24 protein-coding genes are annotated in these 23291 nt (G+C 69.6%); 7 read left to right on the plus strand and 17 right to left on the minus strand.

All coding sequences use genetic code 11. From position 1 onward, the window contains the following. Positions 1–5: 5 nt before the first annotated feature. From VLK66_RS12205 to VLK66_RS12230, 6 genes are all read right to left on the minus strand, one after another. Positions 6–1286 carry an aspartate kinase gene (locus VLK66_RS12205; protein ID WP_325309700.1) on the minus strand — a complete coding sequence of 427 codons (1281 nt, stop codon included), beginning with the start codon at positions 1284–1286 and terminating at the stop codon, positions 6–8. Between the two features lie 152 nt (positions 1287–1438). Further along, positions 1439–2536, minus strand: coding sequence for an MlaD family protein (locus VLK66_RS12210; protein WP_325309701.1), 1098 nt, complete (start codon positions 2534–2536; stop codon positions 1439–1441). Next, positions 2533–3324: an ABC transporter ATP-binding protein gene (locus tag VLK66_RS12215; protein ID WP_325309702.1), complete on the minus strand. Its 792-nt coding sequence runs from the start codon at positions 3322–3324 to the stop codon at positions 2533–2535. The genes VLK66_RS12210 and VLK66_RS12215 overlap by 4 nt, the downstream gene beginning before the upstream one ends. After that, positions 3321–4103: an ABC transporter permease gene (locus VLK66_RS12220; RefSeq protein WP_325309703.1), complete on the minus strand. Its 783-nt coding sequence runs from the start codon at positions 4101–4103 to the stop codon at positions 3321–3323. Before VLK66_RS12220 ends, VLK66_RS12215 begins: the two co-directional genes overlap by 4 nt. A gap of 142 nt (positions 4104–4245) precedes the next feature. Next, positions 4246–5046, minus strand: a complete 801-nt coding sequence (gene hemQ / locus VLK66_RS12225; protein ID WP_325309704.1) for a hydrogen peroxide-dependent heme synthase — start codon at positions 5044–5046, stop codon at positions 4246–4248. 214 nt (positions 5047–5260) lie between these two features. Further along, the gene (locus VLK66_RS12230; RefSeq protein WP_325309705.1) at positions 5261–5557 is read right to left on the minus strand and encodes a hypothetical protein; all 297 of its coding nucleotides are present in this window, start codon (positions 5555–5557) and stop codon (positions 5261–5263) included. A gap of 284 nt (positions 5558–5841) precedes the next feature. Between VLK66_RS12230 and VLK66_RS12235 the strand changes: the two genes are divergently transcribed. After that, complete coding sequence (locus tag VLK66_RS12235) at positions 5842–6828, plus strand: lipid A deacylase LpxR family protein (RefSeq protein ID WP_325309706.1); 987 nt, start codon at positions 5842–5844, stop codon at positions 6826–6828. Positions 6829–7197: 369 nt separating this feature from the next. On the opposite strand, the gene VLK66_RS12240 is transcribed toward VLK66_RS12235, so the two are convergent. From VLK66_RS12240 to VLK66_RS12275, 8 genes are all read right to left on the minus strand, one after another. Then, on the minus strand, positions 7198–7737 hold the full coding sequence (locus VLK66_RS12240) for a hypothetical protein (RefSeq protein WP_325309707.1): 540 nt from the start codon (positions 7735–7737) through the stop codon (positions 7198–7200). 378 nt (positions 7738–8115) lie between these two features. Further along, a complete protein-coding gene (locus VLK66_RS12245; RefSeq protein ID WP_325309708.1) occupies positions 8116–9264 on the minus strand; it encodes a GRAS family protein in 1149 nt (382 codons plus the stop codon). Between the two features lie 529 nt (positions 9265–9793). Continuing rightward, positions 9794–9988: a hypothetical protein gene (locus VLK66_RS12250; RefSeq protein WP_325309709.1), complete on the minus strand. Its 195-nt coding sequence runs from the start codon at positions 9986–9988 to the stop codon at positions 9794–9796. Continuing rightward, on the minus strand, positions 9988–10839 hold the full coding sequence (locus VLK66_RS12255; RefSeq protein ID WP_325309710.1) for a 1,2-phenylacetyl-CoA epoxidase subunit PaaC: 852 nt from the start codon (positions 10837–10839) through the stop codon (positions 9988–9990). Before VLK66_RS12255 ends, VLK66_RS12250 begins: the two co-directional genes overlap by 1 nt. Then, positions 10836–11132, minus strand: a complete 297-nt coding sequence (locus VLK66_RS12260) for a hypothetical protein (RefSeq protein ID WP_325309711.1) — start codon at positions 11130–11132, stop codon at positions 10836–10838. Before VLK66_RS12260 ends, VLK66_RS12255 begins: the two co-directional genes overlap by 4 nt. Before the next feature lie 113 nt (positions 11133–11245). After that, positions 11246–11653, minus strand: coding sequence for a metal-sulfur cluster assembly factor (locus VLK66_RS12265; protein WP_325309712.1), 408 nt, complete (start codon positions 11651–11653; stop codon positions 11246–11248). Next, positions 11653–12597 (minus strand): Phenylacetic acid catabolic protein, encoded by a 945-nt coding sequence (locus VLK66_RS12270; protein WP_325309713.1) that lies wholly within the window; start codon positions 12595–12597, stop codon positions 11653–11655. The genes VLK66_RS12265 and VLK66_RS12270 overlap by 1 nt, the downstream gene beginning before the upstream one ends. 439 nt (positions 12598–13036) lie before the next feature. Further along, positions 13037–13357 (minus strand): hypothetical protein, encoded by a 321-nt coding sequence (locus tag VLK66_RS12275; protein WP_325309714.1) that lies wholly within the window; start codon positions 13355–13357, stop codon positions 13037–13039. 226 nt (positions 13358–13583) lie between these two features. Here VLK66_RS12275 and VLK66_RS12280 point away from each other — a divergent pair, with 226 nt between their 5' ends. Next, entirely contained in the window at positions 13584–14120 is a 537-nt protein-coding gene (locus tag VLK66_RS12280; protein ID WP_325309715.1) for a hypothetical protein, read from the plus strand. 34 nt (positions 14121–14154) lie between these two features. On the opposite strand, the gene VLK66_RS12285 is transcribed toward VLK66_RS12280, so the two are convergent. Then, positions 14155–15231, minus strand: a complete 1077-nt coding sequence (locus tag VLK66_RS12285) for a DUF4365 domain-containing protein (protein WP_325309716.1) — start codon at positions 15229–15231, stop codon at positions 14155–14157. After that, a complete protein-coding gene (gene thyX / locus VLK66_RS12290; protein ID WP_325309717.1) occupies positions 15191–15973 on the minus strand; it encodes an FAD-dependent thymidylate synthase in 783 nt (260 codons plus the stop codon). The genes VLK66_RS12285 and thyX overlap by 41 nt, the downstream gene beginning before the upstream one ends. 334 nt (positions 15974–16307) lie before the next feature. Here thyX and VLK66_RS12295 point away from each other — a divergent pair, with 334 nt between their 5' ends. The 5 genes from VLK66_RS12295 (at position 16308) to mgtE (ending at position 20953) form a co-directional block, all read left to right on the plus strand. Then, a complete protein-coding gene (locus tag VLK66_RS12295; protein ID WP_325309718.1) occupies positions 16308–16901 on the plus strand; it encodes a class I SAM-dependent methyltransferase in 594 nt (197 codons plus the stop codon). Positions 16902–17044: 143 nt separating this feature from the next. Further along, positions 17045–17953 carry a cobalamin-binding protein gene (locus tag VLK66_RS12300; protein WP_325309719.1) on the plus strand — a complete coding sequence of 303 codons (909 nt, stop codon included), beginning with the start codon at positions 17045–17047 and terminating at the stop codon, positions 17951–17953. Positions 17954–18075: 122 nt separating this feature from the next. After that, complete coding sequence (locus VLK66_RS12305; RefSeq protein WP_325309720.1) at positions 18076–18435, plus strand: SPW repeat domain-containing protein; 360 nt, start codon at positions 18076–18078, stop codon at positions 18433–18435. After that, entirely contained in the window at positions 18416–19534 is a 1119-nt protein-coding gene (gene corA / locus VLK66_RS12310) for a magnesium/cobalt transporter CorA (RefSeq protein ID WP_325309721.1), read from the plus strand. The genes VLK66_RS12305 and corA overlap by 20 nt, the downstream gene beginning before the upstream one ends. Positions 19535–19633: 99 nt before the next feature. Further along, positions 19634–20953 carry a magnesium transporter gene (gene mgtE, locus VLK66_RS12315; RefSeq protein ID WP_325309722.1) on the plus strand — a complete coding sequence of 440 codons (1320 nt, stop codon included), beginning with the start codon at positions 19634–19636 and terminating at the stop codon, positions 20951–20953. A gap of 206 nt (positions 20954–21159) precedes the next feature. Here mgtE and VLK66_RS12320 read toward each other — a convergent pair whose 3' ends face one another. Further along, a complete protein-coding gene (locus tag VLK66_RS12320; RefSeq protein WP_325309723.1) occupies positions 21160–23193 on the minus strand; it encodes a M13 family metallopeptidase in 2034 nt (677 codons plus the stop codon). Between the last annotated feature and the right edge of the window lie 98 nt (positions 23194–23291).

Raw genomic sequence — 23291 nt, forward strand, 5'->3', positions numbered from 1 at the left:
TTCACTTAGCGTTCGGCGACCCCGTCGGCCGCCCCGGTTTGCTCCAGCCTGAACGCGCCGTGCAGCGCCTGCACGGCCTCGGTCTCCCGCTCCGCCGGGACCAGCACGGTGATGGAGATGGACGAGGTCGACACCCCCTGCACCTCCACCCCCGCGTCCAGCAGCGCGCGGTACGCCTTCGCGTACACCCCGGGCCGCCCCGTCATCCCGTTCCCCACCAGCGCGATGCGCGAAAGCCCCGTTTGCGCGGCGATCTCGCCGCCGCCCAGCGGCTCCAGCGCGGCGCGCAGCACCTCCTCGGCTCGGCTCGCGGCCTCTTCGGGGACGGTAAGCTGGATCTGCATCCGCCCGTCGCCGCCGAAGCTCTCGTTCACCATGTCCACGCTGACGCCGTTCTCCGCCAGCGCCTCCAGCAGCACCGTCTGCGTGCGCATGCCCGGGGCCAGCCCGCGCAGGACCAGCTTCGCCTGGCCTCCCTTGGGCGCCACGCCGGTCAGCACCAGCTCTTCCATCGCCTGCGTCCTGTGGGTGATGAGGGTACCGCGCGGGGCGCCTTCGTCCGCCGCGTCGTCGTCCACGAAGCTGGAAAGCACGCGGATGTCCACGCCGAAGCGGTCGCCGATGTCCACCGCGCGGCCATGCATGACCTGCGCCCCGTTGGCCGCCATCTCCATCATCTCCGCGTGGGTCAGCGTGCGGATCACCCGCGCGCCGGGGACGCGCCGCGGGTCGGCCGTGTACACGCCGTCCACGTCGGTGTAGATCTCGCACGCGTCCGCCTTCAGCGCGGCGGCCAGGGCCACCGCGGTGGTGTCCGATCCGCCGCGCCCCAGCGTGGTGATCTCCCGCTCCGTCGACACCCCCTGGAAGCCGGCCACGATGGCGATGCAGCCGTCGTCCAGCGCCTCGCGCACGCGCCCGGCCTTCACCTCGCGGATGCGCGCCGCGGTGTGGTTCGTGTCGGTGATGATGGCGGCCTGGCTCCCGGTGAACGAGCGCGCCTCGAACCCCTGCTCGCGGATGGCCATGGTCAGCAGCGCCGCGGCGATGCGCTCGCCCGCCGTCAGCAGCATGTCCATCTCGCGGGGATGCTCGTCCTGCGGCCGCTCGCGCCCGGTGACGAGGGAGGCCAGCGTCGTCAGGTCGTCCGTCGTGTCCCCCATCGCCGACACCACGACCACGAGGTCGTGCCCGCGCCGCCGAGCATTGGCCACGCGCTTCGCCACCGCCCGGATGCGCTCGGGCGAGCCGACCGAGGAGCCGCCGTACTTCTGGACCAGGAGCATGGAGATCAGGCTCGGGTTGAGGGTGCGAAAGCGCGAGAGTGCGAAGGTGCGAAAGTGGGCCGGTTCACCCGCCGGCCCACCGCGCCCAGGATCGACCCTCCGACGCACTCCCGCACTCACGCACTCACGCACTTCCGTTACTCTCGCACTCCCTAGAACACCTGCAGCTGCCCGATGTACTTCCCCGGGTTCTGCTGGATGTCGGCCAGCAGCCGCTGCAGCGTGGCGATGGCGCGCTGCGTTTCCTCGTACAGCGCCGGGTCGGCGATCAGGCGGCCCAGCGAGCCGTTCCCCTCGTTGATCTTCTGGATCGCCTGGTTCAGCGTGGTCATGGCCTGCTGCGCCTGCTGCAGCGTGGGGGCGACCTGCGCGAGGCCGGGCTGCATCCCCTGGATCGTGGTGTTCAGCGTGGTCGCCGTCTGCCCGAATGCCGCGATGGTCGTGTCCGTCCGCGCCACCAGGCCGGGGACGCCGGAGGCGGCCGTGTTCAGCTGCGCGCTGAAGGCGGCCAGGTTCGCGCTGGCCTGCCGCGCGTTCCCCAGGATCTGCTGCACGTCGCCCGAGTTGAAGTTGCTGCGCACGTCGCGCGCGGTCAGCGTGAACTCGTTCGTGGCCGTGCGGATGTTCCCCGTGGCGTCCAGCACGTTCTGCCCGACCTGCCCGTAGAGGCGCGTCTGCTGGTCGATGAAGCCCTTCAGCTGCCCGGAGATGTCCTCCACGTTGCCAACGGTGCGGCGGATGTCCAGCGCCGTCTGCTCGGTGAACGCCAGCCCGATGCGGTCGGAGAGGATCTGCAGGTTGCCGGCGATGTCGGCGGCCACCGCGGTCAGCTGCGTGATGTCGGGCATGGTGGCGCCGGGAAGCGCGCGCACCCCCGGCATCTGCACGAAGTCCAGCGTCTTCCACGTCGCGCGCGACACGATGGCCGCCTGCCAGTCGCCGAAGAACGACTCGGGCATCACCACCACGCCGGCGTCGCGCGGCAGCACCACGTCGTCGTCCACGTTCAGCGTCACCAGCACGCCGTCGCCGCGCGGGGCCAGGTCGATCTTGGTGACCTTCCCCACCTTCACCCCGCGGTACTTCACGGGGCTGCCCTCGGCCAGCACCCCCACCTCGCTGAACACCGCGGTCAGCTCGCGGTGCGGCGCGCCGAAGGTGGCGCCCGACAGCCAGATGGACCCCACCAGCGCCACCAGGATGCCGGCCAGCACCACCATCCCCACCAGCGCCTCGTTCTTCATCTTCATCGGTTCCTCCCGTGCGGCCCGCCGTCGTCGGGAAGCGGGGTCTCGGCGTCGTGCGCCAGGTCCGGGCGCCCCTCCACGAAGCTGCGGACCACCTCGTTGTCGCTGGCGCGGATCTCCTCCGGCGTGCCCACCTCCACCACCCGTCCCTCGTACAGCATGGCGATGCGGTCGCTGATCGAGTACGCGCTCTTCATGTCGTGGGTGATCACCAGGCTGGTGACCCCCAGCTCCGCCTTCATCCGCATGATCAGCCGGTCGATGACCGTGGTGGTCACCGGGTCCAGCCCGCTCGTCGGCTCGTCGTACAGCAGGTACTTGGGGCGGTAGGCGATGGCCCGCGCCAGCCCCGCGCGCTTCCGCTGCCCGCCGCTGAGCTCCGCGGGAAAGCGGTTCTCGAACCCGTTCAGGTCCACCAGCGCCAGGCTCTCGGAGATGCGCTCCTTCATCTGCCCCGCCGTCAGCCCGCCCTTCTTCACCAGCCCCATGGCGATGTTCTCGGACACCGTCATGCTGTCGAAGAGCGCCGCGAACTGGAACACATAGCCGATGTTCAGCCGCAGCTCGTACAGCCGGTCGCGCGGCAGCCGCGGCACCTCCAGCCCGTCCACGAACACCGTGCCCTGGTCGGGGCGCAGCAGGCCGTTGATGTGCTTCAGCGTCACCGACTTGCCGGCGCCGCTGAAGCCCACCAGCGAAACCGTCTCTCCCTCCTCCACGTCCAGCGTCAGCCCCCGCAAAATCCGCTTGGGGCCGAACGCCTTGTGGATGTCGCGGATCTCGATGCTCACTGTTTCAGGATCGTGGCGGCCCAGAAGGCGTCGAGCACCAGGATCAGCATCCCCGCGATCACCACGGCGCGGGTGGTGGCGATCCCCACGCCCTCGGCGCCGCCGCGCGTGTTGAACCCCTGGTAGCAGCCGATGATGGTGATCACCAGCCCGAACGAGAACCCCTTGATGATCGAGTAGATCAGGTCGAAGTGCCGGTAGAAGAGCCGCGCGCCGCGCAGGAACGTCTGCGGGCTCATGTGCAGCAGCAGCACGCTGGTGACCAGGCCGAAGAAGATGGCCACCACGTTGGCGAAGATCACGATGACGGGAAACATCAGGAACCCGGCCAGCACGCGCGGCACCACCAGGTACGCCACCGGGTCGTACGCCATGGTTTCCAGCGCGTCGATCTGCTCCGACACGCGCATCGTTCCCAGCTCGGCCGCGATGTTGGCGCCGATGCGGCCGGAGAGCGCCAGCCCCGTGAGCACCGGGCCCAGCTCCAGCACCATCGTCTTCTCCACCAGCGTTCCCACGAAGTACAGGGGGATGGCGCCGGTGAAGGTGTAGCTGGCCTGCAGCGCCAGCACGATACCGGTGAACGCCGCCAGGAACAGGGCGATGGGAAGCGAGTCCACCCCCAGCCGCCGCATCTGTCCGATCAGCAGCGGCCCCCAGGTGGCCACGTTCGGCAGCGCCTTGAAGCTCTCGGCGCTGAAGCGGCTGAATTGGCCCAGGCCGCCGAACGCACGCAGCGTCGCGGCGCCCAGGCTGGTGAGGCTGCGGTTCAGGTCCATGCGCGCAATGTACGGGTCGGCCGGAGGGGCACGCCAGAACGGGCCCGTGCGGGGCGGAGAGCGGCGCCGGGTGCAGCAACGCCCGAGCCCCACCGGGCCCGGGCGTCGAAAGTCCGTCCGGGAGAGCGCCCTCGGCCCGGCATCAGGCCGCGCCGAGCATGGCGCCCCACTCCCGGGGAGCAAATCGGATGCCGGTGAAGAAACGTCCGAATTCGCCGTACACGGCGCTGGCCTCGTCGTAGCGCATCTCGGTGACGATGCGCTTGAAGTCCAGCGGGTCGCGGGCGAAGAGGGTCACGCCCCATTCCCAGTCGTCCAGCCCCACGCTGCCGGTGATCACCTGGAAGATGCGCCCGGCGTAGCGCCGCCCCGTCATCCCGTGCTCGCGCATCAATCGGCTGCGCTCGCGCACGTCCAGCGCGTACCAGTTCTGCTCCACCGCGCGGCGCTTGGTCATGGGGTAGAACGACACGTAGCGCATCCCCTCCGGCACCTCGGGGTACAGCCGGCTCCGCACGTGCGCCGACGCGGCTTCCGCGGCCGACGCCTCGGCGATCTTGGCGCGGAACTCCTCCGAGCCCGGGTCGGCCGCCTTCGCCGCCTCGGCGGTGGCGTGGTACAGCCCCGCCTCGGTAACGGAGAGGTACTCGAAGGTGAGCGTCATCGCCCTTCCCACCTCCGACGTGGCGATGGTGCGCTGCACCTCGGCCAGCTCCTCGAGCGTGGGGCGGAAGTGGATGAACATGAAGTCTGCGCCGCCGGCCCCCACCAGGCGGACGGCCTCGCTCCACCCGCCCGAGGCGGCGGCAGTCAGCTGCTCGAACAGCTCGGCGGCCTGCTCCGCGAAGCCCCCGGCGCGGGAGCCCATCGGCCAGTCGATGGAGAACATCTGGTGCAACGCGTACCACCCTTCCAGCGTGGCCGGCGCGATCTGGGACGGCATCGTAGGGGTCGATCAAGGGGGATTTTCGGCTCATCTCGCGAGCCTGAGCGAAGATACGGCGCCGCGGGTGCCGCAGCAACGCACATCGTCGTCCGCGTGGGGATGCAACGGCCGGAATGTCACGCGGAGGGAGCCGGGAAAGCGGAGACCTCCTCCGCTTCCTCCGTTCCCTCCGCGTGATCCACCTTCTTTTTCGCGGCCGCGGACGAGCGAGCTACTTGCCGCGGATCGCCCGGATCAGCTCTTCCTTGTCCATCTTGCTGCGCCCGGGGATGTCCTTCTCCTTGGCGATGTTGTACAGCTCGTCGCGGCTGCGGGCCTCGTAGCCCTCGGTGGGGCTGCCGGTGCCCTGCGTGCGCTTGTTGGGCGTACGGCCTTCCTCGCGCCGCGTCTTGTTCACCGTACGCGCGGCGATCTCCTCCGCGCGGTCCATGTCCAGGCCGCGGTCGAGCTCGCGCTCCTTGATGTGGTCGTACATCCGCTCGTCCTTGGCGCTCCAGCCTCGCGGCATCGTGGCCTCCCGTTGGTGTGTCCGAGCCGTTCCCGCACTCCTGTAATCTCCGTCATCGCGTCCGGTTCTGCCAGCACCATGCCACACACGCGGCCGATCTCCCTCTCCGCGGCCCGTGTGGACCGGGGGAATCCGCCGCCCGCGTGTCCCCTTCCGCATGGCGATCGTTGGCCGGTGGCGGGCGATGCATTAGCTTTCCCCCGCGGCTCCGGCGGTCCCACCGCGCTCCCCGCGCGCCCACGTCCGAGACGAACCTGGACCGGTTCTCCGTACGCTTCCCAACGATGAACGGCATCTCCCCGCTGCGCGGCCCCGGGCGCGCGGTGCTCGCGTTCGTGCTGGCGCTGGCCGCCGCGCCCGCCCCGGCGCAGGTGCGCGCCACCCGGCTGGCGCTGGACAACGACGCGTACGACTTCTGGATCCCCGCCGCCACGCGGCCGGACTGGGACTACACCAACGGCATCGAGATGTCGGTGGAGCTCGCGGGCGGGCCGCTCTGGGCGCGCAGGGTGGCCCCGCACGCCCCGCGCTGCGCCGGCGCCGGGCCGCCCGACACGGCGTGCGCCGCCACGACCCTCGCCTTCGGCCAGAAGCTCTATACCCCGCGCCAGGACGGCCCCGACCCGGTCCCCGGCGAGCGCCCGTACGCGGGCTGGCTCTACCTCTCGGCGACGGGCCGCGTCGCCACGACGGCGAGGCAGCGGTCGATCGGGGTGGAGGTGGGCGTCACCGGCCCACCGTCGCTCGGCAAGGCCGTCCACATGGGATGGCACCGCATCGCCGGGTTCCGCCCGCCGCAGGGGTGGGACAACCAGCTCCGCTTCGAGCCCGGCGTCATCCTCCGCTACGACGAGAGCCTCCTCGCCGCCTTGCGCGCGGGCGATGTCCGCGTGGCCACGCTGGAGCCGGAGTGGGGCGCGGACGCGGGGAACGTGCACGTGGGCGCGCACGCGGGCGTGGCGCTGCGCGCGGGGTACGCGGTGCCGCACCCGTGGAGCCGCGCGGCCGATGCCGGAGCGGGCCCGGTCTCCATCTACGCCCTTGCCGGCGTGCGCGAGGACGCCGTGGCCCGCGACCTGTTCCTGGACGGCCACGGCGGCAGCCCCCGCGTGCGGCGCGAGCCGTTCGTCTGGCAGCGCGAGCTGGGAGCAGGCGCGCACGTGGCCGGCGTCACGCTGGAGTACCGCGCCACCACGCAGGCCCGCCAGTACCGCACCGCCTCCGGCCCCCACACCTGGAGCAGCTTCGAGCTGACCTACCGGGTGCGGTAGACCGGCTGGACGAGCGGGATCCCCCAGGCAGGTGCGCGTCCGCCCCCTCGCGCGGCCCTCACCCTGCGCCGGAGGGCGCGACCCTCTCCCGTCCCGGGAGAGGGTGGCTCTCCACCATCTTCGCGATTCTGCCAACTCCTTCACACGCAATCGCTTGTGGTCTGCGCCAATGCAGTCAGGCTACCTCTCCCGGTACGGGAGAGGTGGACGGCCTGAGCCGGCCGGAGAGGGCGCGATGTCGCGGACGAGCCGAATCATCTCCCCGCGCTGAGTTCTCTCGCGCAAAAGCATGGGGCGGGCGCCGAACCCGGCGCCCGCCCCCTCGCATTTTTGTACTTCCGCACTCACGACTCACGCACTTCCGCACTATCAGGCGAGCGGCACCACCACGTGATGCGTGCACGTCGCCGCGCCGTCGTTCTTGCAGCCGTTCTGGTCGTGCTGCACGGTCACGCGCGTGCCCAGCAGCACCTGGAAGAACCCCTGGATCACCCCGCGGTCGAACTCGCACGGATACGGCGTGCCGGTGGTGATGTCGGCCGAGCGCTCGCTCTTCAGGTCGTAGGTGATGGCCCGGGGCGGCACCCCGCGGTGGTTCATGTCGAAGGCGATCCCGAACGAGGCCAGCACCTTCTCGAAGGTGTCCAGCCCCGGCGGCAGCGGCACGTGGTGGGGGATCTGCTTGCCGATCTGCAGCAGCGTGTTGGGCCCCATCTTCTCGCCGATCGTGCGCAGCGCCGCCACGTACGCGGGAAGCGGATACCACTTCTCCACGTCCACCTGCGGGATCCCGTGCTCGTCCAGGATCTGCTCGCCGCGCTTCCGGAACGGCCCCATGGCCGCCAGCATGGAAAGGATGTTGCCCCCGCTCACCGTGGCGTCGGGGGACACGGGCTGTGCGTTGCTCAAGTCCTGTGCGTCCTGGTCTGAAGGTCCGGCTCCCGGCGGGATTCCGGGCCCCGGGCGGCGCCCTGCGACGGGTCCGGGCGCGCGGGTGGTGGGGCGGCGGGATGGGGCCGGGGAGGCGCCGCAAGCTCCGGCGCTACCCGATGTCGCGGATAGAGCGAGCAATATGCCGGACGGTGCTGATACCGTCAAGTGTAACACATTGCAAGGGTACCATTTAGTCGCGAATCGGGCACATAAGGAGCGTTGGCGCCAAAGCGACGGATTCAGGACCTCACGCGGAGCGCGCCTCCCGGCCCGTGAAAGAACAGGAGTAAACGCGCGGGCGCCGCGGCCGGATCTCCGGCCGCGGCGCCCGTTCCTGTCTCCTGCGGGCCCGCGTCAGCCGCCCACGGCCTGCAGTCCGGCGAACCGGCGCACGCGGCGCGGGCGGTTGGCGGCGGGCACGCCCGAGGTGGCGCAGATCACCGCCACCAGCGTCTCGTCGGCGTAGTCCAGCCCCACGTACCCCTCGTGCGCCGCCACGCGCACCAGGTCGTGCCGCGTCTCGCGCGCGAACCCGAAGTCGGCGTACGGGGTGAAGCCGGCCCGGCGCAGCCGCGCCACCCAGCTCTCCACCGGCTCGTGGCGCTCGCAGCGCGTCTGCTCGCCGTTCGCCACGATGTCCTCGATCTCGCGGGCGAAGAACATCTTCATGGCCCCGGCCTCCTCGGGCGTCACGTCCAGCTGGTCGATCAGCTTGAAGGTGATTCCGAAGTGGTGCCACGCCGCGTTGAAGCGCTCCACGAAGTCGGCGGCGTGGTGGTTGGAGCTGGGCTCGGCCAGCACCACCGCATCGGGGTCCAGCTCGCGGAGGCGCGCGAAGATGCGGTCGCGCAGGGTGTCGCCCTCGGTGCACTGGATGTGGTGCGCGGCGAACGAGGCGTTCACCACCAGCGGGCACTCGAACGCCGACACCTCGCTCCAGTCGGCTTCGCTCATGTCCTCCACCACCTTGTGCATCGGCACGAACTCCAGCTCGATCCCCAGCTCCACCGACACCTCGAACAGCGCCATCTGCGCCTCGATCAGGCTTCCCGCGTCGGGCTCGATGGCGATCACGTTCAGCCGCTTCGGCAGGCGGCCCTGTTGGCCCAGACGGCGGAGCATGGCCACCTCCTGGTGCCCCGAGCCGATGCCGATGTCCAGCAGCGTGACCTCGTCGTGGCCGCCCACGAAGCGCGCCAGCAGCTCGTTGGCCAGCGGCGCCGTGAGCGCCACCGTGGGCAGGTGCCGCGCGAGCAGGTTGAACAGCGAGATCTGCGTATCCTGGAACTGGCGGAGGTACAGGTTGATCTCCTCCGCCAGCCCCGAAGCCAGCCGCCTGGTCAGCGCGCGGGCGAACAGGTAGAAGTGCAGGTCCTCCGCGCGGGCGCCCGCCTCCAGGTGGTCGCCGATGGCGCGGTCCAGCAGCGCGCGGGCGTTTCCGTCGCGGCCTGCGGCGCTCTCCTGGACGACCGCGAGCAGGGTGGCGTACTTGCGAGGATCCATCCGTTCCTCCTTCAGAAGCGGAGCGTTCGCGTGGTCCGCACCGCGCGGGAGGGGCCCCGGCGAGCGCGGATAAGAGCCTTCGTTGCAACAGGGATTGGTGTGGCAGCAGCGCGGTAGGACCAGCTGGCCGGCACGGAACCCGGAAGTGCGGGCTGGGGTGCAAGCGCACCCATTCAGCCGCAACATCTGCGTAAACAATAAAGACAATGTACAAATTCCGCAAGTGTGTCTGTAACTGATTGTCAGAGCAAGCAGTGCGCTTTTTCTCCGGCCGCTGTGTATAACTATCGGACAGTGCCGTAGATAGATCGATGGGTGCACCGGTTTACGAAACTGCTATTCTGCTACGAGTCGCGCTGCCTACTTCTACGTGCAACCATTTTTCACGACGATAAATGTTGAATGATGGAAATCCTTCGCTACATGGTGATCCGGCGCTGGCGTAATGGGAGCGGTGGGGTGGCGGGACGCGGAAAGGCCCGGCGGAAAGCACTTCCGCCGGGCCCGTAACGATTTACGACAGTTTACATCAGGACTCGGAATCTCCTTCGTCGTCCTCCCACTTGATGTACTCGAACCCCGTGCGGCACCGGTTGCACCAGTACTGTGCCATCGACAGCTGCCCGCCGAACGGGTTGATCAACTTCGTGTCGGTGCCCTCGCAGAAGGGGCAGGGCGCGTGCTCCGGCGGCGTGCCGGCCTCGCGCGGGTGCGGCTCCGCCATCAGTCCATCAGCAGCGCGCGGTTCTTGTCCCCGCGCGCGCGGGCAGCCGTCACCTCGTCCAGCGAGCCGCCGGCGCGGCGCGTGGCGTCGTCCCACCCCGCCCAGTCCAGCCGACCGGTGTACGTCCACTCCCCCGCGTCGCGGCTCACGCCCAGCGGGTCCGCCAGGCCGATCTCCTCCAGCACGGGGGCCACGCGCGCCAGGAAGCGCGCGCGCCGGTCCGAGGGCAGGTCGCGGACCACGCCCTCGTCCACCATCCGCCGCGCGCCCGGCGCCTCGTCGCGCCCCAGCCACTGCAGCGCCTGCGGCAGCGCCCGCTCCAGCGCGGCCGCCAGCCCGGCGCGCAGCTCCGGCACCTGCGCGATGCGGCGCGCCCAGCTGGCGGCGTACTGGAAGTGGAACTTCTCCTCGTCCAGCAGCTTCTGCACGCGGTTGCGCAGCGGCGTGTAGCGGCTCTCGGCCAGCGCCGCGTACTGCGCGGTCAGCGCCATGTCCAGCAGCAGCCCGGCGGCCGTCATCCCGTGCCACCCGTCCAGCTCCGCGTCCAGCGCGTTCATGCTGCGGTACTCGGCGGCGTCGCGCTCGTGCTCCAGCGCCTTGGGGTCGTCGCCGAAGTCGCCCAGCAGCGCGTAGGTCAGCCGCGCGTGCCCCCACTCGTCCTGCGCCATCGACGAGGCGGCGATCCCCGCCTCGAGGGTGGGCGAGCCCAGCATGCGGTCGCTGTAGCGCAGTCCCAGGACGCGCTTGCTGTCGGCCAGCGCCAGGATCAGCTCGCGCAGCGGCGCGCGGACGTCGTCGGGAAGCTGGTCGGCCTTCTCGTACGCGGCGGCGGTGGCCAGCGTGTCGGTCATCTCCCCTCCTTCACGGCCACGTCGGCGCCGCCGTAGCTGCCGGTGCCGCGGCTGTGCACGATCTCGTCCTCGTGGTCGTCGCGGGCGGCGGTCACGAACTGGCTCTCGCCCGGGTCCACCGGAATGATGGCGGAGCGGGGGATGACGCACATCTCCGCCCAGTTCTGCTCGTCGTAGGTCTTCCACGCGTACACGCGGGCCAGGTCGCCGTCCATGGCGTTCACCCAGCCGATGTGCCGCAGCGGCTCCTCGCGCGACTTGCGCGCGAACACTTCGTAGACTGGCTCTTTCATCGGAGCGGAGTTCGAGAGTTTAGTCCTGAGTCCCAAGTCCCAAGTCCTGAGTGCCGAGTCCCTGAGCAGATCTCACTCACTTGGGACTCAGGACTCAGGACTTCAGTTTTTCCTCACATCGATACGCCGAAGGTGCGCAGCGTAGCGCGGCCCTCCGGGGTGATGCGCGCCTTGGTCCACGCCGGGGTCCAGACCTCGTTCACCGTCACCTCGTCGACCCCCGGCACCTGCTGCAGGCGGTCCTGGATGTCGAAGTGGATGAAGGCCATGCACGGGCACGCCGTCGCGGTGAAGGTGAGATCGACCTCGACCGACGTTCCCTCCTGGCGCACGTCGTAGATTAGGCCCAGGTCGACGAGGGAGATGGGGATCTCGGGGTCCATCACCTCGCGCAGCGCGTCCCACAGCGGGCCGGTGCGCTCGCCGAAGGGGACGGGATGGGCGGACGGCGCCTCCAGCAGCGCGGTCCCCCCCTCCGCGTCCGCCCCGAAGCGCGCCGGTGCCGAAGCGCAGGCGGCCATCAGGCGGCCATCTCCAGCTGGTGCCGGAAGCCGCGGCCCTCCTGGATGGCCTCGACGAACTTCTTGTTCGCCGGCCCGCGTCCCTTCCAGCGCTCGAAGACCTTGCTCCAGCTGATCTCGCCCTCGTCGAAGAGCCAGCGCTTCTCGTCCTCGTCGTACTCGCAGGGGAACGGGTAGTCGAGCACGAACTTCTGCTCGTCGTCGCTCCAGTGCGCGGGCACGCTCACGCCGATCCCCTCGCAGAGCGGCACCGTGGACTTCATCCACGTCTGGCGCAGCTCGTCGTTGGTCATCCCCTTCAGCTTGTACTCCAGCTGGCCGGAATGGCGCTTCATGTCGTCGGGCAGCCCGAACCACTCGACCGCCATGGGGAACATCCAGTCCACCGCGCGCTGGATCTGCGCCTTGGCCTCGCCGCCGGCCTTGGCGAGGCGCTTCATCCACATCTCGCCGTGGCGCAGATGGAAGGTCTCTTCCTGGTCCACCTTCACCAGCGCGCGCTTCAGCGGGCCGTAGCTGGTGTTCTTGAACACGTCGCCCAGCAGGGTGATGCCGGCGCGGTCGTACAGGCCGTTGGCCACCACCAGCTCCGCCCAGTTGTCCAGCGGATGGTCGAAGCCGTAGGGGTGCTTGAACTCGTGCGGCTCGCGGCCGTACACGAGCTGCTCCTTGTCCAGCCCCAGGTCTTCCAGCAGCCGGTAGGCGATGTTGGCGTGCGCCAGCTCGTCCTGGATGATGGCGGTGGCCGAGACCATCGTGTTCGTCGACGGCGCGTCCTTCGCGGCGCCGAAGTAGGCCGGGGCCGAGATGAGCTCGGTGTCGGCCTGCACCAGCAGCTGCACGATCAGCGCGCTCTTGTATCCCTCGGTCATCTCGTCGGGGTATTCGACGATGAAGCCGTTGTGGACCTTTTCCTTCAGCTCTTCATCGGTGTAGCGGGCCATCCGCTCGTCTCCGTCGGGGTGGATGGATTGCTCGGAACCAGGAACGATCTCACGCCCCGCGCGTCGATCGGCGCGGCGGGGAAACAGCGGACGCGGGCAACCCGCGAAGGCCGTGCCCGCGCCCAGTACCCTCGAAACGCCCTCCCGTTCGAACGCTCGTTCGAGGCGGGAAGCTATGCCGCGCCCGCAGGGGTGTCAAGCCGCCCGGCAGCGGGCGCGAGCGGGGTACCGAAGCTCCGCCGCGCGCCGCATCAACCTATCCTCCGGACACCGGGCGCGCACGCGCTCGCGAGCTGACCTCATCTTCCCCTCATCGCGGACGGCACGTCTCGCGCGCGGTGAGCACGACGGCGCGAAAGACGCGAGGCCGGAAAACATCACGAGGGGACGCCGCGGCCGGCGTCCCCTCGTCCCCTCGCTTCGTGGGTGCCCGGTTACGTCACCCGACCTGGCATTTCACCGCGCTGTCGTCGATCCAGCAGACGTCGCCGCAGCTGTTGATGCGGGGATCGCACGTGTTGCGCGTGCAGCCGTACGTACAGTCCAGGTACTCGGTGTCCTTGCAGATGTTTATGCTCTCGCAGTTGTACTGCGACAGCGGCACGCAGACCATACACTCCGAAACGCCGGTGCCGGGTCCGATGATGGTGGTGCCCGGTGCCGCCTCGGCGCGGCCTGCCACGGTGCCGCGGACGCCCAGCGCGGAATGGGTGGTGGCGAACGACTCGACCTGCAGCGACTCCAGCTTGAGCTTGGGCATGGTGAGGCTCCGTATGGACGTCAGTGCTCCCCCGCGTCCGCGGGCGATGCGCGTGATCGTTAGCATATTATGTCTGGAGATGCAAGTATTCCGATGCGGGGCGAGTGGCGGCCGATCCTCCCTCCGCGGATCTCCGCGTCTCCGTGAAACGATGCGGGCGCGCGGGTCGTACGCCTGCCGGCCCACGCAAGCGGGGGCGCACTCACTTCCTTTCGGATCAGTGGCGATGAATCCCCAGCCCGCGCTTCTCGTCCTCACCGGCGCCTCGGGCGCGGGGAAGACGACGCTCGTCCACGCGCTGGAGGAGCTCCATCTCCCTGGCGTGGGGTGCTACTACTTCGACTCGATCGGCGTGCCGTCGCCGGAGGAGATGACGCGCGATTTCGGCGGGCGCGAACGGTGGCAGGCCGCGGCCACCGAGCAGTGGATCCTGCGGCTGATGCGCAACGACGACGACGTGCGCGTGGCGGTGCTCGACGGTCAGGTCCGTCCCAGCGCCCTGCGCGCCGACCTGGAGCGGCTGGGCGCGCGGCGGTGGCGGATCGCGCTGGCGGACTGCGGCCACGACGAGCGCAACGCGCGCCTTCACGGCCCGCGCGCCCAGCCCGAGCTGGCCACGCGCGACATGGACTGCTGGGCCGCCTACCTCCGCGGCCAGGCCGACGCGCTGGGATATCCCGTGATCGACACCTCGCGCCCGCTGGAGGCCTGCGTGGCGGAACTGGAGGACATGACGAGGGAGATGGGGGTGCCGGAGGAGTGATTCAGATTCGAGTAGCGGCGGGCGAGCTCTTACTCTACGTGGCACCGTAACCCATGTCTTCGAGAACCAGTTCCTGAAACGCGGCGATCAGCGGGATTCGAGAGTAATGAGCCGACCTGAATGCCATTCGTACAAAATCCTCCTGAGCGACTCCCAGGTATTCAGGCACCTCCAATCGCCCAGCCTGCTCGAACTTTCGTTGGCGCTCATAGATTAATCGCACCAATTCCCGGCCACGTGAGGTAAGTGGTGCAATTGTCGTAGGTTGCTTTTCGCGTTCATGCCAATCGACCAAGCAGTTTGAGATGTCGACATCAGCCAGGTGCTGCTCGACCAGCAAACGGAGATACCCAAAGAGGAAATCGTGCTCGTCTGACCCAAAAGTTATCCAGTTCTCACCTTCTGGTAGCCGCGCTTCCACCACCTCCATCACGAGATCCATCCCGTAATACACGGAGTTCGCGTTATTTGTCAGGCCATTCGCGAACAGATCGAAATAGCTTATCGGGAAGGATCTGGAATGGGTCGAAGTGGCGCACAGCAGCTTCAGCACATCTGGGATTCCCAGGAAATCGCGGCCGCCTCCACCTGCTGTGTAGAACAGGTCTGATGCGCTTGCGCGCTGAAGTACGTTAGTTCGCGGAACCGCTATAGGTCTGGAATCCCTTAACTTCGAACTGCGTAGGCTTTGACGTGCATCGACCCAGTAGGTGAGTCCGTCCAGCGGTGAGTGCAGCATCAGGAGCACAGGGACGGGAAATACCTCCCAGTAGAAACGATGCTTTTCATCAGGAGAAAACAGCCAATCATCCTCGCTGCTTCTCAGAAGATACGAAGCGCCGCTCTTCACCTGGACGGCGACGATCCTGCCGGTCGCACGGCCTTGGTCATCGACCATCTCGATTTGCCCATCGATTCCCACATCGGGGGACGGTTGCTCTCGCCAGATCAAGCCGAGCCGATTCACCTCGGCGGCAACACTGATTATACCGGCGCGCTCGATCCAGAGCGTCGCTGGGACATTGGGTATACCCGGACGCATGAAGTTAGGAAGGCTGGGGGAATAATATCTAAACCTTGCTGTAATCCGTCTCGATCGTGTCGATGCCATCCGGACTTGGAACCAACCTCATGTCACCAAAGATGTTTGGCGCTTCCTGATGGAGCGTACGCAGGACGGCACCTGCCAGTCGGCGGATCTCCAGGTCCGCATTGCCGGCGCCGCGCATCTCGCAGAAGTGACGCAGTGCCCGCGCGTTCCCAGTCGCCACGATTTTCGTTTCGGCTGAGTTCGGGAGAACGGATCTCGCCGCCTGCCGAGCCCGCTTCTTCCGCATTGTCGCGGGTCCCGCCTCGCCCACTTTCTCCGTGACCTCCGCCAGCAACTCGCGATACGACGTCAGCGAGTTCTCGCACGCCTGACGCCACGTCTCGAACTCGGTCGTGCCCTCCTCGATCTCCGGCGGGAGCACGAAGCCGATCGCAGACTCATCGACATACCTCTGACTTAGCTGGCTGTATCCCATGCCGGCTCTGTGGCGGATGAGCTCGTGGGTAAGCGAGCGGCTGACCCCTTCAAACAGGAAGCTCCACACGGCGTGCTCCAGCACCGAGCCGTGCTTCGTGTTGAGGATGTTCGCGAGATAGGCCTGGTTCGTGGTGCGGCCGGGAATCGTCTTGTGGCCGCCCTCCAGCCCCGCGTTCTCGCCGAAGCTGAGGTAGCACAGGCGGCCCGCGAACTCGGCCAGCGCCTCGCCGGCCACGTCGCTGTCGCTCTGCCAGCTGATGTGCGGCGGCGGGGTGAACTGCTGGCGGGCGATGACGGTGACGCGCGGCTGGCGGATGATCTGCATCGGGGTCGGCTCCGGGAAGGTCGGTCGGGTGGCGCGGAAACTAGGCCGCCGCCGCGGCGCGGACAACCATCGCCGCGCCGGCCGCGACGAGAAGCTTTGCTCCACGCGCCTGCGGGGGCATCTTCGTTCCGATCCGGATCTCCCGCCTCTACCCTCGCTTCCCTCCCCGCCATGAGCACGAGCTCTCCCCCCACGCCGCGGGCGGACGCTCCGGCGCGCGCCGACTACGGCATCGACGCGCCGGTGGTGATCCGCAACCTGCTGCTCGGCGCGACCCTCGCCGCGGCCGTGGCGGTGGCGTGCAGCGCCGGCATCGTACGCGCGCCGGCGTTGCGTGGGGACGGCCATCGTGATGGCCGCCGTCTGCCTGGTCGAGGCGGGGTGGATGGTGTGGGGGAGCCGCGTGGGGAAGCTGCGGCTGCGCGACCGCGTGCTCGACGCGCTGGCGCTGCGGGGCGGCGAGGCGGTGCTGGACGTGGGGTGCGGGCGCGGGCTGCTGCTGGTCGGCGCGGCGCGGCGGCTGCCAAGCGGGCGGGCGGTGGGCGTGGACCTGTGGCAGGCCAAGGACCTGAGCGGCAACGCGGCGGAGCGGACGCTGGCGAACGCGCGCGCCGAGGGCGTGGCCGACCGCGTGGAGGTGCACACCGGCGACATGCGGATGATGCCGTTCGCCGATGCCAGCTTCAACGCGGCGGTGTCGAACCTCGCGATCCACAACATCTCCGGCGCGGAAGGGCGCGCGGCGGCGGTCGCCGAGATCGCGCGCGTGGTGAAGCCCGGCGGCCGCGTGGCGATCTCCGACTTCGCGGGGACGGCGCTGTACGCGCGGACGCTGCGGCGGCTCGGCTGGAGCGAGGTGCGCCGCTCGGCGCCGAGCCCCCTCATCTTCCCGCCCGTCCGCATCGTCACGGCACGGAAGCCGGGGTGACGCGGCGGACCGTCCGCGGCACCGGGCGAGGCATCTCCATCCCCCCCATCCGTGATCTTCATCCCCCGCGCCAGCTTGCCCATCCCCGCGCGGCGACGCAGGTTGTGGCGCGGAACCACGCCTGGCATCGGGGGGATGGAGCATTGCGGATCGCGTCGCTGCTGTCGAGCGCAACGGAGATCGTGTACGAGCTGGGGCTCGAGGACCGCCTGGTGGCCATCTCGCACGAGTGCGACTGGCCGCCGGAGGCGCTCGGCCTGCCGCGCCTCAGCCGCGTGCGCTTCGACCCGGCGGGACTCACCAGCGGCGAGATCGACGCCGAGGTGCGGCGGTGCATGCTGGAGTTCGGCAGCGTGTACGAGATCGACGCGCGCGCCCTGGCCGATTCGCGCCCGGACCTGATCCTCACTCAGGCGGTCTGCGAGGTGTGCGCCGTCCCCACGCCGTCGGTGCACGAGGCGGTGGCGCGGCTGAGCGATCCGCCGCGCGTCCTTTCGCTCGACGCGCACACGCTGGAGGAGATCGTCGCCTCGGTCGCGCAGGTGGCGGACGCGGCCGGCGAGCCCGCGCGGGGGGAGGAGACGACGGCCCGCCTCCGCGCCCGCATCTCCCGCGTCCGCGAGGCCGTCGCGGATCGCCCGCGGCCGCGCGTGCTGGCGCTGGAGTGGCTGGAGCCGCCGTTCGCGCCGGGCCACTGGATCCCCGAGATGATAGAGGCCGCCGGCGGCGAGTCGCTCATCGGCGCAGCCGGCGGCCACTCCGTCGAGATCCCGTGGGCGGACGTCGAGGGGATGGATCCCGATCGTCTTCTCCTGGTCCCCTGCGGCTACGCGCTGGAGCAGGCGCGCGAGGACGCGGACCGCGCGCGCGGCCGCCTGCACGCGCTCGCCCCGCGCGCCGTCGCGGGCGGGGACGCGGCGGTCGGCCACAGCGCGTACTTCAGCCGCTCCGGCCCGCGCGTGGTGGCCGGGATCGAGGCGCTGGCCGCCTGGCTGCACCCGGACGCCTTCCCCGGCGGCGCGGACGAAGCCATCCTCGCGCGCTGGAGCTGAGGCCGCGCGGGAACGCACTCCCGCACTTCCGCACTCACGCACTTTCCGCCAAGGGCGCGTCCCTTGCAAGCGCGGCGGGGAAAACACGCGAAATCCATCTCCCCAACGGAGCCGAATCCCCCATGCGTCTTCCCACACGCACCCATGGCGTGCTGGACTACACGGTGGGCGCGCTGATGATCGCGCTGCCGTTCATCCTGCGCTTCGGGCCCGGCCCGCAGACGTGGATCTTCGTGGCGCTGGGCGGCGCGGCCATCGCCTACTCGCTCTTCACCGACTACGAGCTGGGCGCGGTGAAGCGGCTGCAGATGCCGGTGCACCTGTGGCTCGACGGCATCTCGGGGGTGCTGCTGGCGGTGAGCCCCTGGCTGCTGGGCTTCGATACCGAGGTGTGGATTCCGCACGTGGCGCTGGGCGCGCTGGAGATCGCCGTGGCCGTGATCACCGACACCGTACCGGGCTATGACCGACGCAGAGCCTGACTTCGGCGGCGGCGAGGCGCTGGACCTGGACCCCGGCCCCGCCGGGCCGCCGCTGGACCGCCACTTCCAGGCGCAGGAGCTGACCGAGGCCGACGCGCCGGCGAAGTCGCGCACGGTGTGCTACGCCGAGAACGGCAAGGGCGTGCACGCCATCCCGCTCGACGCGGGGCTGAAGCTGTTCGACCGCTGCCGCGAGGCGCAGAGCCCCACCGAGGCCGAGGCGCCGCTGGTGTGGATCGACATCGCCTGCCCGGGGCGCGCGGAAGAGGATCTGCTGCGCAACCGCCTGCACTTTCACCCGCTGGCGGTGGAGGACTGCGTGCGCGGGCGGCAGCGCCCCAAGCTGGACCGGTATCCCGGCTACTACTTCCTGGTCCTGTACTCGGCCGCGTTCAACCCCCGGCGCGAGCGGATGGCGCTGCACGAGGTGCACATCTTCCTGGGCCACCGCTACCTGGTGACGGTGCACGACCACAAGGTGGCCGAGTTCGGCGAGGTGCTGGCCCGCTGGCGCGCGAACCCCGCGGCGTTCAATAGCGTGGGAGTGCTGGGGCACGCCATCATGGACAGCATCGTGGACCACTACTTTCCCGTGGTGGACCACTTCGCCGACCGGGTGGAGGAGATGGAGGCGCAGATCTTCGAGGGCACCGACCAGGGCGGGCTGGAGCGGCTGCTGAACGTGCGCCGGGAGATGACGCTCTTCCGCAAGGTGCTGGGCCCCGAGCGCGACCTCCTGTCCACCCTGCTCCGGCGCGACCTCCCCTTCCTCTCCGCCGACATGCTCCTGTACTTCCAGGACGTGTACGACCACCTCCTGCGCGTGGTGGAGGAGCTGGACACGCTGCGCGACCTGCTGACGGGGGCGATGGAGGCGCAGCTCTCGGTGGTCTCCAACCAGCTGAACATCACCATGCGGCTGATGGCGGCGTGGTCCATCATCCTGATGGCGGTCACGCTGGTGGCGGGGATCTACGGGATGAACTTCCACCTCATGCCCGAGCTTTCGTGGCGCCTGGGGTACCCCCTGGCCCTGGGGCTGATGGTGACGATCGGCGTGGGGCTGTACTACTACTTCCGCCGCCTGAAGTGGATCTGACGCCCCGGCCCACGAAACGCTGGTGCGCCTGCCGCCCGGCGGGTAGGATTCCCCCCGCCGCGCCGCGCCCCTGATCCACGAAACGACCCCGCGATCCGGATGACCACGTCCCCCGAGGCGCTGACCGCCGATGAGCTGCAGGACGTGTGGCCGATCCTGTCGCGCGACGAGCGCGCGGAGGGGTTCACCTTCCTCCCGGCCGACGACGCCGACGACTTCTTCCTCTCGCTCAGCACGCGCGACCAGGCCGAGCTGCTGATGGAGCTGCGCGAGGGGGCCCGCCGCCGCTGGGTGCGCCTTCTCCCGCCCGACGACGCGGCCGACCTGGTGCAGGAGATGGAGCCGGAAGACCGCGTGGCCGTGGTCGACCTGCTGGACCCCGTCACCCGGCGCGAGGTCAGCGCGCTGCTGGCGTACGAGGAGGACGAGGCGGGCGGATTGATGAGCCCCCGCTTCGCCCGGGTGCGTCGCGAGATGACGGTGGACGAGGCCATCACCTACCTGCGCCGCCAGGCCCGCCGCCGGCTGGAGACCATCTACTACGCCTACGTGCTCGACGCCGAGCAGCGGCTGCAGGGCGTGGTCTCGTTCCGCGAGCTCTTCGCGGCTCCCGGCGACCGGCCGATCCACGAGGTGATGGAGACGGAGCTGGTGACCGTCCCCGAGCACATGGACCAGGAGGCGCTCTCGCTGATCCTGGCCGAAATGGACCTGCTCGCCCTTCCCGTGCTGGACGCGCAGGGGCGGATGAAAGGGATCGTCACGATCGACGACGTGGTGGACGTGGTGCAGGAGGAGGCCACCGAGGACATCCAGAAGGCCGGCGGGATGGAGGCGCTGGACGCGCCCTACTTCGACGTGGGCCTGGCGGACATGGTGCGGAAGCGCGGCGTGTGGCTGGTCGTCCTCTTCATCAGCGAGATGCTGACGGCCACGGCGATGGCGCACTTCCAGGACGAGATCGCGCGCGCCGTGGTGCTGGCCACCTTCGTTCCGCTGATGATCTCGTCCGGCGGCAACACCGGGAGCCAGGCCAGCACGCTGGTGATCCGCGCGATGGCGCTGGGCGAGGTGCGGCTGCGCGACTGGTGGCGGGTGGTGCGGCGCGAGTTCGCCACCGGGCTGGCGCTGGGGATCATCCTGGCCGTGATCGGCTTCGTGCGCATTCTGGTCTGGCAGATGGTCGGCCACATGTACGGCCCGCACTACATGCTCGTCGCCATCGTGGTCGCGCTCAGCCTGGTCGGCATCGTGCTCTGGGGCACGGTGACCGGGTCGATGCTCCCGCTCGTCCTCCGGCGCCTGGGGCTGGACCCCGCGAATTCCTCGGCCCCTTTCGTGGCCACGCTGGTGGACGTCACCGGGCTGGTGATCTACTTCTCCATCGCCCGCATGCTCCTGGGCGGCACCCTGCTCTGACGAACCGTTGGTCCCGTTCCTCCCGGATCGGCTGGTCTCACGCGGAGCCGCGGAGGTGTATCCCAGCCACCTCCGCGCCTCCGCGTCTCCGCGTGAGATCCAGCGATGCCTGGGGCGCGGCACTGAAAGTCGAAGGACGGAAAAATGGATCGAGGCGGCGGAGATGCTTCTCCACCGCCTCGATGCCATCTACCGAAAACCCAAGCTTACCAGATCGTCACGCGGACGGAGTCGGCGCGCACCATCTCGTCGCCCTGCTTGCAGCCGAACGCGCGGGCGAACTCGGGCATGTTGCTGAGCGGCCCGTTCACGCGCCACCGGCTGGGCGAGTGCGGGTCGATGGTCACCAGCATCCGCGAGTACTCGGGGCGGCGCAGCTCCCGCCAGACGCGCGCCCACCCCAGGAAGAAGCGCTGCTCGGGGGTGAAGCCGTTGATGACGGTGCGCGGCTTTCCTTCCAGCGCCTTCTGCATGGCCGCGTAGGCGATGGTCAGCCCGCCCAGGTCGGCGATGTTCTCGCCGGCGGTGAGCTTGCCGTTCAGGTGCAGCGTGTCGACCGCGGTGTAGCCGCTGAACTGCGCCACGATGCGCTCGGCCTGCGCGTTGTAGCGCGCCGCGTCCTCGGCGGTCCACCAGTCGCGCAGGTTGCCGGCCGCGTCGTACTGCCGCCCCTCGTCGTCGAAGCCGTGCGTGGCCTCGTGCCCGATCACCGCGCCCATCGCCCCGTAGTTGGTGGCGTCGTCGGCGTTGGGGTCGAAGAACGGCGGCTGCAGGATCCCCGCGGGGAACACGATCTCGTTGTACGTGGGGTTGTAGTACGCGTTCACCGTGGGCGGCGTCATCCCCCATTCGCCGCGGTCCACCGGCCGCCCGATCTTCCCCAGCTCGCGCGAGTACTCGAAGGTGGTGGCGGCCATGGCGTTGGCCGCGAACGGCCCGTTCCGCACCTCGAGCGACGAGTAGTCGCGCCAGCGCTGCGGGTAGCCGATCTTCTGCTGGAATGCCGTGAGCTTGGACAGCGCCTGCTGCTTGGTGGCCTCGGACATCCACGACAGCTGGCGGATGCGCTCGCCCAGCGCCGCGCGCAGGTTGTTCACCATCTCGTCGGCGCGCGCCTTGGACTGCGGGGTGAAGGCGCGCTCCACGTACGCCTGCCCCAGCATCTCGCCCAGCCCGGCGTCGGCCTCGGCCAGGCACCGCTTCCAGCGCGGCTGCTGCTCGGTGGCGCCGGTGAAGCGCTTGCCGAACTCGAAGCTCTCGTTCACGAACGCCGACGACAGCCGCGACGCGTACGAATCGGCCAGCCGCCAGCGGTAGTACGCCTGCAGGTCGGCCACCGGCGTGCCCTGCACCACGCGCCCCGCGGCGGTGATGAAGTCGGGCTGGCGCACCAGCGCGCTGTCGACCGCGGGGATGGCGGCCTCGCGCAGGTAGCCGGCCCAGTCGAAGCCGGGCGCCAGCGCGCGCACCTGCGCCATCGACAGCTTGTGGTAGATGGCGTTGGGGTCGCGCATCTGCACCCGCTGCATGGACGCCTGCGCCAGCGCGGTCTCGATCGCCAGCACCTTGCGCGCGTCGGCCTGCGCCTGCGCCGGGCTCTCGCCCAGCAGCGCCAGCGTGCGCCCCACGTGCGCCACGTACTCGTTGCGCAGCGCCACCGAGGCCGAGTCGGTCTTCAGGTAGTAGTCGCGGTCCGGGAGCCCCAGCCCGCCCTGCCCCAGCTGCAGCACCACCCGGGTGGCGGCCTTGTCGTCGGGCCCGGCGCCCACCGAGAAGAGCGCGCCGGCACCCATGCGGCGCATGCGCCCGGCCTCGGCCGCCAGCGCGGCCGGCGTGCTCGCGGCGGCGATGCGCGCCAGCTCGGGGCGCAGCGGTGCCGTTCCCGCGGCCTCGATCGCCGCCGAGTCCATGCAGGTGGCGTAGTAGGTTCCCAGCTTGGCGTACGGGCTGGAGGCGTCGGCGCGGCGCGCGGCGGCGTCCTCGATCACCGTCTTCAGCACGCCCTCGTTGTGCTCCTGCAGCTCGTAGAAGCTTCCCCACGCGGGGTAGATAGAGGGGATCTGCGTGCTGTCCAGCCAGCGCTGGTTGGCGAAGGCGAAGAAGTCGCGGCACGCCAGGCCGGTGGTGTCGGCGCACATGACGTCGGACGCGCGGGCCACGGCGGGGGCGCGCACCGCCGCGGTGGTCGCGGCCGCTGCGGCGACCATCGCGGTCGCCAGCCCGAATCGGGTTCGGCTCATCGTGAGATACTGGTTTAGGGGTCCGGAGGAATCCTGGTTCCCGTGTACATAGCGCGAGCCACGGAGTTCCGCCAGATGCGAATCTCCATACGCGTTTT

Origin of the sequence: Longimicrobium sp. (assembly GCF_035474595.1) — a bacterium.
GTDB lineage: Bacteria > Gemmatimonadota > Gemmatimonadetes > Longimicrobiales > Longimicrobiaceae > Longimicrobium.